Here is a 14,341-nt window from a genome sequence, read left to right as displayed (position 1 = left end):
GGGAGCCCACGTCGTATTCTCGGCACTGGACTGGCAAGGATTTCAGGATCTCTATCTTCTCGAATTGGAGAAGATGAATATCGTTCGCCTCACGAGTGACTTCTACGCCGACCGGGATCCCACATTTTCGCCTGACGGTGAAAAGATTGTTTTCAGCTCCGACAGGGGTGAGTTCGGTGACCAGGGATATTTCAACCTTTTCCTCTACAACCTGAAAGATGGCTCCAAACGACAATTGACGCGGGGCGAATTCAATGATATTTCACCCGAATGGTCCGGTAATCACCGGAACCATCTCCTGTTCAGTTCCGACCGCGATGGAACCCATAACATCTGGCTCCTGGAATTAACGGAGGATGACTCATCCGAAATTTCTGTTCCAGAACCGTTACAACTCACGCGTCTCGCCACGGGTGCCTTCGATCCTCACTGGTCAGGAAAAAGGGACCAGAATATTCTCTTTACCTCGTTTGAGAATTTCCGATTTCAGATTCGTCTGCTCGAGGATGTGGACAAACTCATTCCAGAGGCTGATAAGACTGAAATCCGGGTCGCCGGCAAACGGGAGGAATTGTGGGAAAGACCGTTTCTGAGGGTTGAGAGAGGCAGGAAAAACACTCCCTACAGGAAAAAATATACATTCGACATCGCTCAAACGGCAATCGCGTACGATCCCATCTTCGGTTTTCTAGGAGGTGCCCAGGTATCTATCTCCGACCTGCTGGGAAACAGCTACTACCATTTTCTCCTTTTCAATACGGCGGATAGATCTTCCGACTTCGTGGAACGCTTCAATTTTGCCGTGATGCGAGTCGACCTGTCCCGAAGGGTCAACTTTGGCTATGGAGTCTACCATTTCGCCAATGACTACTACAATTACAGTGCCGGTTTTTTCTTTGAGCGTCGCTACGGAATCCAGTTTGCCCTCAGCTATCCACTTTCCGTCTTCAAAAGGATAGAGGTTACATCGAGCGCGTCCAAGATGGCGCGAGACCTTTACGTTGAGAAATTCTCGGCTTTTCTGGTCTCGAATTCAGTCTCATATGTTTTCGACAACTCAATTTGGGGTCCGGTGGGACCGGTAGACGGAACCAGCATGAGAGTCACCCTGGGGCGCACTATCGACTTCACCCACTCGAGAGCGTACTACACGGGATTTCTGACGGATTTCCGAAAATATTTCAGAATCTCTCTCAATACATTGTACGCTGTCAGGGTTATGGCCTGGCTCAACAAAGGCGAGGATGTGTATCAATACCGAATCGGGGGAAGCTGGGGACTGAGAGGATTCAGGCGCACCGAAGTGAGGGGCACGAATTTCTTCCTCATGAACAATGAGTTTCGGTTTCCCTTCGCAAGAGAACTGGTGCTCAGATTCTCGTCTCTTGACATTTCCATTTCCCCCATCCGCGGCGCCGCATTTTTCGACGTGGGAAACGCCTGGGACGAACTGCCAGAAACTCTCCGCGAAACGCTCCGCGCGAGTTATGGTTTCGGACTCAGAGGAAACCTGCTGGGCGCTATCGTCCTGAGACTCGACCTGGGCTGGACTACTGAGTCTAAGGACCCATTCGTTCAGTTCTTCTTTGGATGGAACTATTGAGACTCCTCCAAGGATCCTTTCCTCCGGTAAGAATGACATTCCTGGCAATCCTTCTTCTGATGAGCCCATCGTGTGTCGGGAGATTAACCATAAACCCGGTAGATGCGGAGGCGGGTGGCTGGCTGACGCGGGGAGGTGACTTCGGTCGAACGAGCCGGGTGGATTCGGAGGAATTATATCCTCCCCTGGTGCTAAAATGGAAAAGGCAGTTCGCCGCTGGCGTTTCGGGACAACCGATTGTCACCGGACGCGCCCTGCTGCTTCCACTTTTGAACGGAGAAATGATCGTCCTCGACCTTATCGATGGAAAAAAACTGGACAGAAAGAGATTCGGCAAGATGCCCCTGCAAGGACTGACTTTCTCACGAGATGTTGCTTATTGGGCTCTGGGAAAAGAAAAGAAATCCCTGGCGGCCTACGATCTGGTGAAGGGGAAGTTTCTGTGGAGAGCCGCGTTGGGTCCGGTGGAATCCTCGGCTACTGTTCTAAACGACAAGATCTTCGTTGGCAGTATGAATCGACACTTCTACTGCCTTGAGAGGGATAGCGGGAGAATCCTTTGGACCCGGAAAGAAAACGACGGAATCGCCAGATCCTCGGCCCTTCTCTCAGACAGGATCTACTATTGTGATATCGAGGGTGGAGTGTACTCTCGCAGCACAACAGACGGAAAACTCGCCTGGCATGATACACTTTCCGGAAAACCGTACTCACATCCCGTGGCCTCAGAAGGAAATGTTTATGTAACAACACTGACCGGAACGGTCTACAGTTTCGATTCTGAGAACGGAAGCACGATCTGGAGGAAGAACTTTGGAGCTCCAATCTACGCCTCCGTGGCTCTGGATAGCACCAACGTGTATGTTCCTTCATCGTCAGGAGAGATCTATTGTTTACGACGGTCCAACGGCAAAACCGTATGGCAGTACGATGCTCAGACAATCATCAACTCTGAAATCGTGGTGTCGGAGTCCTTCCTGGTCGCCGTCACTCTAGGCGGAGAAATCATATTCCTGGAAAAATCCACAGGGGAACCCATTTGGAAACACAAATTGGATCGTCGCATCATCGCCCCCGCCGTGATAACCGACCGGTTTCTGATCATTGCGGATGACGGCAAAAGGATCAACGTTTTTGCCTCGGCGGAGGCAGGTGAGATACCTGTAGAATGAAGTTCCTGACGAAATCCCTTTTTCTTCTTATTATCTTTTTGCCCGGTCTGGCAACCGCGATTTCCCAGGTTATGAGATTGGATCAATTGGGAACTACGACGGCAAACCAACAGGTGGAAGCCACAAAATCCTTGCAGGATGTTCTCGGCGATACGTCGTTCCAGAAATCCATTGCTGTCGAGTCATCAGAAAATGAAGAGAAGGTAATCAATGCAAGAATAGCAGCCCTGGCGGCGACATTGTGTCTGGCTTCGGGAGTTTCTGCTCACTATTACATGTCCAGGGCCGGCGACGCTTACGATCAATACCTCCACGCCGGCAATCCCCGTGATATGGGGCATTATTTCGACAGGACAGCGAGTCTGGATCATAAGGCAGGATACAGCCTTGTGGTGTTCGAGGTTTCATTACTGGTGGCGTTGTTTTCATTCATTCAAACATTGAAACAATGAGGAGGAGATTATCTCCCCTCATTATCTTGTTTGCCGCCGTGATCAGCAATTGCTCCGACAGAGAGCGGCTGAATCCCCTCGATCCCTCTAATCCCGAAACAGGAGGGAAGCCCTCCGAAGTAACTCTCTCCTCCAGCCGAAAGTTCATCTCCATTTCATGGGATCATATTCAGAACAGCAGTATAACAGGATACAACGTTCGCAGGAGCACGGGAGACTGGAAGGACACCTTTCTCATCACGAATTTGTCTTCGGAGGATACTCATGTCACCGATACGATTCCTCACTATGACTCCACCTACTCCTATACCGTGACAGCTGTGACGGAGACCTGGGAGAGCGCTCAGTCCGACCCGGCGACAATCATCCCCGGACCCTTCAACTACTGGGTTGCCGATTTCTACGATGGAACGCTTTCACGAGTGAGTTACGACGGCGCGCATGTCCTGTTCAGAGAATTCACTTACTCACCCATCGCCATCGACATCGATGTGCCCAGAGAAAGTCTCTGGGTTGCCAGTCTCTATCCGAGCCGGATTGTCCGGATGACGACGGATGGAGAAGCCCGGTTTTCTGAGATTCTCCTCTCTCGTCCCGTGGATCTTGCAGTAGATGCGCAGTCCGGCGAAGTTTTCATAGCCATGGTGGGTTTGTCAGAACTTACACATTTGGCTCCTGATGGAATGGTACTGGACAACATACCGTGTGAACTCGGGATTTCTTTCGATACGCGCCTCGCCGTAGATCCTGTAGGGAAAACTGTCTGGATTGCCGTTGCCGACTCCCAGATGGTTCTGAGAGTCGACCTTGAATCCCCAGGCCGGGTGGCTCGATTCCCGGTGGCGCCTTTCCCGCGGACGCTGTCTGTTCTCCCCGGCAGGGGAATCGTGTGGGTTGCCACGGATTCGGGAGTGGTGGCTATCCATGAGGACGGCACCAGAAACACTTATCTTCCGGACTACATAATTCATGATCTGTCAGTGAACATGGACGCGGAAAGAATCTGGCTGGTGGTCTCCGACAGGTTCGAGAGGCAATGGAGTGTTCAGTTCATAGAACAAGAGGAGGGAGACTGGGAAGTCAGGAAACTCGACCTGGGCACTGCGGGGGTGTTTTCCAGAATCAGGAGTAACCCCGGATTAGAGTATCCGGGAGTTTTGGTCTATGATGCTTCCGGACGTCGAATAGTCAGACTGAACTCTCAGGGAGAAGTGTTGGGAACGCTCCGGGGATTTTCTTCGCACCTGGACATTGCCGTTGAGCACGATTAAACCGGTACTTTAGGGGGATCGTGCCCGGCGGAAGACCAACTATTTCGTTAGATTTAGTTAAATAACCCCACTACTTCAGAAATAACATTAACACTTGACAGATACAATTCTAAAAGTGTATCTTCCTCGCGAGGTCTTGAAAAAGCCTCTCCCGCGAGGTAGGGGTAGATCTTCTTAGTGCTCCGAGGTCATTACGAAGTCTGCCCCTATTTGCTATCATAAGGTTGTCGTAAATCGCGGGGCTAACCCGCTCGAACCTCGGTTTTTCCCCCGGATAACCGATAAGCCACCGGCTTTTTCTGGGCTTCCGGATGACCTCACATCTATGAATGTTCCGTGACTCCCCATAAGGGGTGAATAAATGAGGTTGGATTGAGAGGTTGTCCTATTCCTTCTCCTTCTCTGTCTTCGGAACTCTCTCGTTCAAGTCGGCAACGTCCTTCTCCACCGTCGCCAGGCGCAAATCGATATCTCCCAGCTGTCTGTTGGATCTTCGCTTGAAGGAATTGAACCGGTCTTCCTGGGCCTTAATGTCGCTGTCAACCTCGCTGAACTTGTTGTCCGTGGACCGGCTATGCTCATCAAGATTGATCTGAACAGAGGCTATGTTGCGAGAAAGGGAATCGGACACATCGCGGATTAGCTGCTCATTGGCAACAATATCCTTTTGCGCTTTTCTCAAATGCTTTCCGCGACCGATGAACTGCAAATTCAATGTCCTCAGGTCTTTTCTGAACTCATCGTTTACATCTTGGACGTGTTTCGCCTGTTCCAGTTCGAGTTCGTCTATCCGATCGAACAGTCTATCGGCCGTAGTCTTAAAATAGACCGCAGCCCCGATCCAAGCAGCAACGATCAAAATCAATATCTTGTCTTTCGTTCCCATCACTGCCCCTTTATGGTTTGTCCATAGATTCGAGCCTCTTCTCCAGCTTGGTCATCGCTCGCTTCGGTTCTTCAGGAACTTCTGTCGATTCCTCTGGCACAATTGATTCAGCGGATCTAAGCTTTCCAAGCAGTTGTTCCTTCTTTTCGCTTCTGGCCCTCAGCTGATCCATCAATTCTTTCACCTCCTGGTTAAAATCAGTTACCGTTTTCTCGAGTCTTGAAATCAACTCATCCATCAACACTGTTCCGTACGTATCATTGATGCCGTCCAATAAATCATCCAGCTTCTCTGAAAGATAATCCCTCCTATTATCCGGGTTCTCAAAATCTATACCCATAATGTCCTCCTGTGAAATATACGATTTTTCCGGATCTCCACACCCAAAATGATTCGGCACTGCAGACCAAAACTCAACAAGCGACGCATAATTTACTCCATTCCCTGGTTATTGAGAAACACAATGTCGCCCTACCTGGAATATCCCGTTCTGAACAGGTCATTTTTCAAAAAACGTGTCGTGTATCGTCGCCTCGTCTGCCAGCGGAAAATCTTCCACCAAACCAGAAATTCTCGGTCTCTTAAAGCGATACTTGAGATTATGGTACTCTCCCGAGAAACTGAACTCCAGGGTGAGAATCAGGTAGCCAAACCTTGGACCAGTGGGCAAGAAGATCATTCTCCGGAAGACATTGGAGATGCCGTAGGAGATTTCATCATCCGGGGTATGCGGAGATGAATCTACAGACACGCTGGCATCCACGACTCTCCCATCCTGTCGCACCACCCACTGAGCTCTCCCCTTTCCACTGTAGGAAGGTAATTCAGCCAGAACTCCCTTAAGGACCTTTCCCAGAGAGTCTTCGTTCTCCGCGACCGTTTTCGATATGTCAATCAAGGACCAATCTTTCAAAGGGAAAAGTTCCCTCTTCATTACCGTCACATAGTGCTCCGCTTCGATGGCAGCCTCATAACGAGAATTGTCCCTCTCCGTGGTGTATTCTCCAACTCTCCCCTCCCACTCGGTTTTCTCCTTCTGCTTTTCCAATTCCTCCCTCTCATATTGTTCCCTGAGATCCCGTCGTTCTGAGGCCAGAATATCCAGGTCATCGAGGCGATTGTCCTCTGCCGGATCCCAGGATACAAAACCTTTTCTTTCGAATTCCGCGGTGATGGGATCGAAAATCTCGGCCTGAAAATGGACTCCCAAATTGCGGGTAGTCCCCAGTTCCGTGAGTTCACCCACTCGAATTCCCATTTCTGATGCGCGCTTGAAGGTGCGTGCCTCCGCATAAACGTAAACGGTAATCCGGTCCTGAACTTTCACGTACACCACGTAGTGTACTTTTCGCAAAAGCTTTTTGGCAGTGGCGGTTCTAGTCACAAGATGGTAGTCAAGGGGAGCATACAGCTCGATTTCATAGCCGAGTTCTGTCAGGGCCTTTTGACATTGGAGAAGAACTTCATCCTGGGGGATATCGTAGTCATATATTCTCACCATGGGCGGGGGATTGTAACAGGTTGACAGCCTGAAGGAAACCAGAAAAACGAACGCCAAACTCGAAAACCGGAGTGGTGAAGGAAACCGTATCCTCTCAATAGGCATCAAGAATCATCTTTTCCGGCATCCTGGCGTCTTTTGTTTCGACGTTCTCGTAGAAATCAGGATGGTAATAGTAGAGACGCAGTATGGGAACCACGTCAGCGAAAACAGGGACCTGCTCCTCTTCTCTCGCAACCATCGCGTGAAGAAGGAGCTCTATCCTCACGTCCTCAACTTCCCAGGAGGAGCGGAAATACGCCCTGGCCAGCTTGGGAAAATCCGAGAATAGGTATTCTCGTTCGGTTCCCATTTCGTTCTGAGTCGTCCGTCTCGGAGATCCGTACCGTTTGGAGATAAACTTCTCAATCCTTGAGAAACGGCCGAGATACTCCTCCAGCTTTTTTCCGGGAGACCCGTAATCAATGGAGACCTTCCAGAATCCTGAATCTGAAAAGAAATAAGTGAACGTAACAGAATCTTCAGCAAGAGTTCCGGTGAAGATAACCCGGTCTTCACCGTGGCGCATACCTGCGGAATCGACTGTCACGTATCGTTCCATCTGATCCCGATCCATTCCCCATGGAAAACCCTTGTATCCTGAGTCCAGGGTCATGGAAACTGTATCCTCAGGTGTCTCCGCGGAAGGGGTACCTCTCTGTATGGTGTCACCTTGTTCTTCGGTGACAACTCGGGAAGTATCCACGGTGGTCGTATCCGCCTCCTCTTGAGCCAAAATGGGGCCCAGATAGACAAGGATGACTGCACTATAGAGATATTTCATTGGCACACCTCATTTAAAGACGACAAACCAAGGAAAATGTCGATCTCCGGATTCCAGTTCATGATCGGAAATGACAGGACAAAATCCAGTCAAAAATAACACACACCTGGAGATATAGAAAGAAGGAAACAACCTGACCTTGTCAGGAAATAGTCTTGCCTATCCGGTGAAACCGGGGACCACCATTCTTGAAATCCCAGGACATATATACGAAGACGGCTTCTCCGAGAATCAACTTATGGGGCACGAATCCCCAGTAACGGGAATCGGCACTTTCGTCCCGGTTGTCCCCCATCATCCAGTAGTAGCCCTGCTCCACCACGTAGGAATCGAGCGTTGTGATGGGCTTACCATCGAGGCGGAGATAGGCGATAACCCCTTCGGTAAGCTTGAAATTCCATACGTTCAGCAGCCTCCCTCCCGGATTATCCTGCCGGTAGTATTTCTTGTACAACCTGTCAAGTTTCCCGGGACGTCTGGGGAAAGATGAGAAATACTGGCGAATTCGGTGCCGTATGCCGGAAGTGTAACGCCGGGCAATATCACCCGGATCTTTCATTGTGAACTCGAAGACCCTGTCATAGGGCTTACTCTCGAGCGTAACGCGATGACCGTCCATCATCATGATCGGCAACAGGTAGTCCCAGTCCGTCTCCTCATCTATAGGAACAATGTCTCCTTTTTGAGGCACGGAGATGGGACCCAGGTGATCGCGATTACCGCCCGTGCGCAAGAAAATGCCGTGTCCAACCACCCCTGACGGAACTCTGTTCCTTTCCACGAATTTCCCTTCCGGTGGCAAAATATACTCCTTGCCATCCACGAGGACCTTCTTAACCCGAACCTCGACAACCTGACCGGGTTCAGCGACACACCTTTTTACATATTTCTGAAACTCGTCCCGGGGATATTTGAAAATTACCACATCACCCTGTCGGGTCTTCTTGAATTCCGGAAATCGTGTCCAGGGCACGAGAAAACCCAGTTCAGTGTACGGAATTCCGATCCAATCGGGAGTTCTCATGCCATAGACAAACTTGTTACCGATGAGGAAATCTCCGGTCATGATGCTGTTTTCCATTGAGCCTGTGGGGACAATGTAGGCCTCGATGACAGTCGCCCTGAGAGAAAGAGCGATCAAGACAATAATGAAAATCGATTTTATTTCCCGAAAGACTTTTTCCACGGTCGTATTCAACAGTTAACCGTCGCGAATTTAAACCAAACTCCTTCGCTTCAAAAGAGATAAGGCTGAGTCGATTCTTCCGGTCATGAGTTGAGACAATCCTCAAAGTGACGGACAGCGGGCTGTCCCTTTCCGTAGAAAACGGTGATCAGGTCAAAACGACAGTCCGAGACATCTTCGTGCCTGCCGAGATAAACTTCAAATGCAGAATCCAGCTTCCTCAGTTTCTTTCCATCCAGTCTTATCTGAGGGGGCCCAAACGTTTTCTGACTTGCCGTCTTAACCTCCACAAAAACCAGGGTGCGGTCCCTACGAGCAATGATGTCGATTTCGCCAAAGGGCGCGGCAATGTAATTCATTTCAACAATTTCATATCCCCTGTGAACGAGCTCCCGAGCGGCCAGTTTTTCTCCCCACTGTCCGAGAATCCGGTTTTTTCGAAGATAAGTCAGCGTTGGAACGAATTGTTTCACCGGGTGAAAGGATTTTCGGTGGATGGGACAGGCTCCGTGTCTTTTGAGCCTATCCAGATGTTCTTCAGTGCCGTATCCCTTGTGTTTCCCGAAATTGTATTCCGGAAAAGCTGTGTCATACGTCCTCATCATCCGGTCCCTGGTGACTTTGGCAACGATAGAAGCGGCACTGATGACGTGAACTTTCTTATCTCCCATGACAATACCCCGGTTTCTTATGGCCTGATCGGGTAGTCCGTAACCGTCAATAAGCGCTTCATCTGGCCGGGGATTCAACTTGCCCAGTGCCATCCTCATGGCTGTGCGCGTAGCCGCCAGAATGTCGGTTCTGTCGATCTCATCTTCGTGAACAATCCCCGTTTCCAGGGATACTGCCCTCCGTACAATCTCCTCGTAGAGTTCTTCACGTCTGTTTTCCGACAACAATTTGGAATCCCTCACGCCCTTGATCTTCAATCGTTCCGGTAGAATGACTGCTGCCGCCACCACGGGTCCCGCAAGAGGCCCCCTGCCCGCTTCATCCACTCCGGCGATCAAAGACACCGTGACAACTCCTCATTTGCATCATCTGGTTGGTAACGGGAAGACGATCCTCTTGACGTGAAACAGTGATCGAATCTACACACCACGAATCCTACCAATAAAGGCATATTTCCCCACCTCCGCTTGCCCGGACCTCACCGCCAGTCGTGAATCCAGACGCGTTTGCCGTCGGACTTGAACCAGCAGGCGCCGTCACGGTCAGTCCTCAAAACGACAGCTCCGGAGTTCTCCAGACGGTGAATGACCTCATGGGACGGATGATTGAACTGGTTCCCCCGGCCAACGGAAACGACGGCGTATTCAGGCCTCACGAGGTCGAGCAACGATTCAGAGGTACTCGTGGCGGAACCGTGATGGGCAACTTTCAATATGTTGGCACGGGTCATCTCCCCGAATTCCAGAAGGTCTATATCCCCTGTATGTTCAAGATCACCCATGAGGAGAACAGATGTTTCCCCGTAAACAATTTTGGTGACAATACTGACGTCATTCACATTTTTTTCCGAAACCGCATGGAGACTGTCGGGATGGAGAATGTAGATATGAGCGGGACCGAAATCTTCCAGCCAGGTCCCGGACTCGACCCGGTCATAGCTAACCGACTGTTCGGAGATGAGTCCCAGCACATTCTCGTAACGCCTCGTGCGATAAGACGTGGAGGTATCCCACACCTTCCGAACAGGAAAACTTGACATCACCGCTTCCACGCCGCCTATATGGTCTTGATGGGGATGGGTCATGATGAGAAGATCAACTCTGTCAATTCCGAGATATTTCAGAACAGGCACAACAACGGTTTCCCCTTTGTCAGTGAAGAAGTTCTTCGTTCCGGCATCGACCAGAATTGTCTTATGTCCAGACGCCGAGGGAATATGAATGAGAGCCGCATCCCCCTGGCCCACATCCAGGAAAATGAGATCCAGAGTGTTACGCTGGAGAGCCCAGGGCCAGACAAAAAAGTTAGCGGCGACCAGAACCACCAGCAGTCCTCTCCTGCGCAAATCCCGCCTGAGAAAAAAGAAAATGACTCCCAGAACAACACCATATTGCGCAATATTGATCCAGGTAGGTCTTCCCAATTCGAGATAAGCGAATGGCAGGTCAGAAAAGAGGTTGGTCAGGCGAAACAGGAATTCACTAAGAATCCACGATGTGTGACAGATAAGATCACCCACATGAGGAATCCAGCTTCCCAGGACAAGGATTGCGAACCCACTTGACACGAGAACACCAACGAGGGGAACGATCATGACATTTGCCACAACAGAAACAACCGGAATACGATTAAAGAAAGTCCAGGTGAAAGGGAGCGTTCCAATCTGTGCGCAAAGAGAGACAATGAAGAGAGCCATAACACCCTTTGTAAATCGATTCTGAATTTTTGATACCCGAAATCTGTCGGGAAGTATCCTGTCAAATTGTTGATAGAAAAAAACAATGGCTATTACTGCTGAAAAGGAGAGGATGAATCCCGCATCAAGAAGGTTTTCCGGATCATGAATCAAAAGCAGCAGCGAAGACGCGGCAATGATGTTCCAGAGGTTTACCTCACGGTGGAACAACGGGGCTATCACATAAAAAGATGCCATAATGACGGCCCTCCAGACACTCGGCCTTCCGCCCGATAATCCTGCGTAAGCGATGAGCCCGATAATGACGGCAATCTTGTCCCATCGGTACGGAAGCCTCAGCAATTTCGCAAGGGCAACAAAGATGACAAGGACAAAACCCACGTGGAGACCCGAAATGGCCAGGACATGCACGACTCCCGTATCTACGAAGTCTTTTCTGATCCCACCGGGGATTTCCTCCCGTAGACCCACCGTGAGCGCCGACATGAGTCTTCCGGCGTCTCCACCTACTGTCTCCTGAAAAACATTCTTTGCAGAGTTTCGAAACTTCTCCACCAGAACATTAAGACTGAATGAGCTGTCGCGTCCAGTTAGGGCTATGGGGTGCTCCGGATTCTCGTAGATGCTCACCCAGACATTCCTCTTCCGGTAAAACGACCTAAAATCGAACTCACCCGGATTTCTGGGACCACCAATCAGGCGCAGATCTCCTCTGACCGTCACTCTGTCGCCGGCGTGGAGGCGTAGTGGCTCATTCGAGTAAACAAGCGCTCTGATGATCCCCTCGAAGATTAAACCTGCTGAGCGAATTCGTGAGGACTCAATAATGTACCGGGATCCTCCTTCCCTCGTATGAGCGGATCTGACCTCCCCGCTCATTTCGACGAAGTTCCCTTCCAGGGGTTCGATCGTTTCGGAAACTTGATCATAGTGAAGGCGGGTATTTGCGAGACGAGACATTCCGCAGACCACGGTAAGCATCAAGAGAACGGAGAGAAGGTATCCTGAACGCTTCAGAACCCAGGAAACGAAAGCCAGCACTACCAGCGCCACTGCGAGAAAAAAGGAGGGAACCTTGAAGAAGTCCTGGAGAAGGATGCCCAACAGGAACAGAATACAAAAGGACACCAGAGGGGCCCTTTTCAGAAACTCCACTATTCTCAACCCGGGTTATACATTAGGAACAAAGCTGGCGAAGACAGTTAATCCGTTGTGCCAGAGGCACTCCCGCGGAGACATCAAATGATCAGGTCGAGCTATCTGCCCTTGAGTGCTTTTTTCTGCTCCACAAGGAGAAGTTCGTTCGCTCGCCGAGTTTCACCGGCCTGATGGAGCATGATTATGAAGAGCGCGGACATGACGGCAATGTGGGCATTGTCAGGATTTGAGTAGAAAGCGTCGAGATGTCCGGCAACAAGGGTATAATCAAGATCCTGATCAACGGGAAAATACTCCCTCAGCGTCCGGGCGGAATGTTCATGTACAAAAGGGGGAACCCAGAACCGATCTTGCTTCCGCTGCCGCATGGCTTCTTCATTCATTACCTTGAGACTCTCACCAAGGCCCGAATAGACCCCTTCGACAAATGCAATTCGCTCATTCGCGTCGAGGGATTCCCAGAAATCCCGGTGGCTGGTGTCCTGGCCATTCGGACAGGATATGAAAACCGTGACAATGAAAAGAAGAAGCCGTTTCAATGTACTACTCCTGTTTGAAGTGATTCACAATGGGATACCGTCTTCCTATTCCAAAGGCTTTCGAAGTCACTCTCAGTCCGGGAGCGGCCTGGCGACGCTTGAATTCGGCTCGGCGGAGCAGTTCATTGATCCTGTCCACCAGAACGGGATCGTAACCCATCTTGACCAGCTCGGTCTTGTTTCGATGATGCTCAACAATCTCATCCACCAGAGGACTGACAACGTCATAGTTGAAAGGGTCCACCTGGCTTTCTGCCAGCTCGGCTGAGGGCGTTTTTTCCAGTATCCTCGGTGGTATGATCTCATTTCCCGTATGCTCGTTGTACCACGATGCGACAGCGTAGACGTCGCTCTTGCTCAGGTCGTTAATGGCCGCCAATCCCCCACTCATATCACCGTACAGGGTGCAGTAGCCCAGTGCCAATTCCGTCTTATTCCCTGTGGAGAGGACGAGACTTCCCAACTTGTTCGATATCGCCATCAGAATATTCCCCCGGATTCTGGCCTGAATATTCTGTTCGGCAATATCCGTCCGCATACCTTCGAATTCCTTGCGCAGAGCAGTCTCGTATTGAGCCATCAGGTGATCAATTCGTATGGTGGTGAGTTTCACACCCAGATTCTTCGCAAGTCGCTCCAGATCGTCAATTCCTTCTTTCGAATTGAACGGCGATGGCATGGAAACGCAGGTGACGTTTTCCCTCCCGAGAGCTTCCGTGGCGATACAGGCCGTGAGGGCGGAATCGATTCCACCGCTCAACCCTATCACGCATTCACGGTGGCCCGTCTTTCGGAAATAGTCACGGACACCAAGGACGAGACCGTCGAACAGTTCCTTCTCACGTCTGTAAGGCAACGGTTCCACAGGTCGTTCGGTCGTGTTATCCAAGTCGACGATTACGATTTCCTCTTCAAACTGCACACCTTCGGCAATAAGATTTGCCTTCCTGTCGTACGCCACGGAGTGTCCATCGAACACCAACTCGTCCTGTGCCCCCACCATATTGCAGTAGAGAAACGGGACACCCAGACTGTCGACCTTCGACCTAATGAGCTCCATCCGCTCAAGACCCTTTCCCTCACTGAAGGGCGATGCGGAAATATTGATGACTATCTCGGCACCCGCCTTTACCATCTCATCCGTCACCTTGCGTTCATAGTCTGCATCCCAGAGATCCTCACAGATCTGAAGTCCAACTCTCACTTCATTCTCTGACAGCATGATCGAAACAGGTGTGCAATCCTTGCCCGACTCGAAATAGCGATCCTCATCGAATACGTCGTACGTGGGCAACAACACCTTGTCATACTTGGCCACATATTTCCCATCCTGGACAACCACCGCAGTGTTGTACAGATGGGAGTCCCTCCTGTCCACAAAC

The 14,341-nt window shown here is 50.5% G+C and carries 13 protein-coding genes; 4 read left to right on the top strand and 9 right to left on the bottom strand.

Annotated elements, in window-relative coordinates; all coding sequences use genetic code 11:
- The 4 genes from V3U24_02240 to V3U24_02225 form a co-directional block, all read left to right on the top strand.
- Window positions 1-1,603: hypothetical protein (locus V3U24_02240; protein ID MEE9166271.1), on the top strand; the 1,603-nt coding region annotated here is incomplete at its 5' end.
- Between the two features lie 32 nt (window positions 1,604-1,635).
- Complete coding sequence (locus tag V3U24_02235) at window positions 1,636-2,775, top strand: PQQ-binding-like beta-propeller repeat protein (GenBank protein ID MEE9166270.1); 1,140 nt, start codon at window positions 1,636-1,638, stop codon at window positions 2,773-2,775.
- On the top strand, window positions 2,772-3,227 hold the full coding sequence (locus V3U24_02230) for a hypothetical protein (protein MEE9166269.1): 456 nt from the start codon (window positions 2,772-2,774) through the stop codon (window positions 3,225-3,227). Before V3U24_02235 ends, V3U24_02230 begins: the two co-directional genes overlap by 4 nt.
- A complete protein-coding gene (locus V3U24_02225) occupies window positions 3,224-4,498 on the top strand; it encodes a hypothetical protein (protein ID MEE9166268.1) in 1,275 nt (424 codons plus the stop codon). The genes V3U24_02230 and V3U24_02225 overlap by 4 nt, the downstream gene beginning before the upstream one ends.
- A gap of 385 nt (window positions 4,499-4,883) precedes the next feature.
- On the opposite strand, the gene V3U24_02220 is transcribed toward V3U24_02225, so the two are convergent.
- The 9 genes from V3U24_02220 to V3U24_02180 form a co-directional block, all read right to left on the bottom strand.
- On the bottom strand, window positions 4,884-5,384 hold the full coding sequence (locus tag V3U24_02220) for a hypothetical protein (GenBank protein MEE9166267.1): 501 nt from the start codon (window positions 5,382-5,384) through the stop codon (window positions 4,884-4,886).
- Between the two features lie 10 nt (window positions 5,385-5,394).
- On the bottom strand, window positions 5,395-5,784 hold the full coding sequence (locus V3U24_02215; protein ID MEE9166266.1) for a hypothetical protein: 390 nt from the start codon (window positions 5,782-5,784) through the stop codon (window positions 5,395-5,397).
- Between the two features lie 99 nt (window positions 5,785-5,883).
- Window positions 5,884-6,990: a hypothetical protein gene (locus tag V3U24_02210; GenBank protein ID MEE9166265.1), complete on the bottom strand. Its 1,107-nt coding sequence runs from the start codon at window positions 6,988-6,990 to the stop codon at window positions 5,884-5,886.
- Window positions 6,980-7,708, bottom strand: coding sequence for a hypothetical protein (locus V3U24_02205; protein ID MEE9166264.1), 729 nt, complete (start codon window positions 7,706-7,708; stop codon window positions 6,980-6,982). Before V3U24_02205 ends, V3U24_02210 begins: the two co-directional genes overlap by 11 nt.
- 142 nt (window positions 7,709-7,850) lie before the next feature.
- Window positions 7,851-8,906 (bottom strand): signal peptidase I, encoded by a 1,056-nt coding sequence (gene lepB, locus V3U24_02200; protein MEE9166263.1) that lies wholly within the window; start codon window positions 8,904-8,906, stop codon window positions 7,851-7,853.
- Window positions 8,907-8,977: 71 nt separating this feature from the next.
- Window positions 8,978-9,910: a ribonuclease HII gene (locus tag V3U24_02195; GenBank protein MEE9166262.1), complete on the bottom strand. Its 933-nt coding sequence runs from the start codon at window positions 9,908-9,910 to the stop codon at window positions 8,978-8,980.
- Between the two features lie 134 nt (window positions 9,911-10,044).
- Window positions 10,045-12,417 carry a DNA internalization-related competence protein ComEC/Rec2 gene (locus V3U24_02190; GenBank protein ID MEE9166261.1) on the bottom strand — a complete coding sequence of 791 codons (2,373 nt, stop codon included), beginning with the start codon at window positions 12,415-12,417 and terminating at the stop codon, window positions 10,045-10,047.
- Window positions 12,418-12,518: 101 nt separating this feature from the next.
- Window positions 12,519-12,959 carry a hypothetical protein gene (locus tag V3U24_02185; protein ID MEE9166260.1) on the bottom strand — a complete coding sequence of 147 codons (441 nt, stop codon included), beginning with the start codon at window positions 12,957-12,959 and terminating at the stop codon, window positions 12,519-12,521.
- Between the two features lie 4 nt (window positions 12,960-12,963).
- The coding region (locus tag V3U24_02180) for an NAD+ synthase (protein MEE9166259.1) at window positions 12,964-14,341 on the bottom strand (1,378 nt) is incomplete at its 5' end.

The sequence above is a fragment of the Candidatus Neomarinimicrobiota bacterium genome (assembly GCA_036476315.1).
In the GTDB taxonomy this organism is placed as follows: domain Bacteria; phylum Fidelibacterota; class Marinisomatia; order Marinisomatales; family S15-B10; genus JAZGBI01.
The sequence above is the reverse complement of the archived record's forward strand: the minus strand, read 5'-3'. Positions and strand labels throughout refer to the sequence as shown.

What these genes read in the sequence shown, in the direction of transcription:
- V3U24_02235 (MEE9166270.1), top strand. Translation starts at nt 1,636, where the DNA reads ATGACATTCCTGGCAATCCTTCTTCTGATGAGCCCATCGTGTGTCGGG.
- V3U24_02225 (MEE9166268.1), top strand. Translation starts at nt 3,224, where the DNA reads ATGAGGAGGAGATTATCTCCCCTCATTATCTTGTTTGCCGCCGTGATC.
- V3U24_02205 (MEE9166264.1), bottom strand. Translation starts at nt 7,708, where the DNA reads ATGAAATATCTCTATAGTGCAGTCATCCTTGTCTATCTGGGCCCCATT.
- V3U24_02210 (MEE9166265.1), bottom strand. Translation starts at nt 6,990, where the DNA reads ATGCCTATTGAGAGGATACGGTTTCCTTCACCACTCCGGTTTTCGAGT.
- V3U24_02220 (MEE9166267.1), bottom strand. Translation starts at nt 5,384, where the DNA reads ATGGGAACGAAAGACAAGATATTGATTTTGATCGTTGCTGCTTGGATC.
- V3U24_02230 (MEE9166269.1), top strand. Translation starts at nt 2,772, where the DNA reads ATGAAGTTCCTGACGAAATCCCTTTTTCTTCTTATTATCTTTTTGCCC.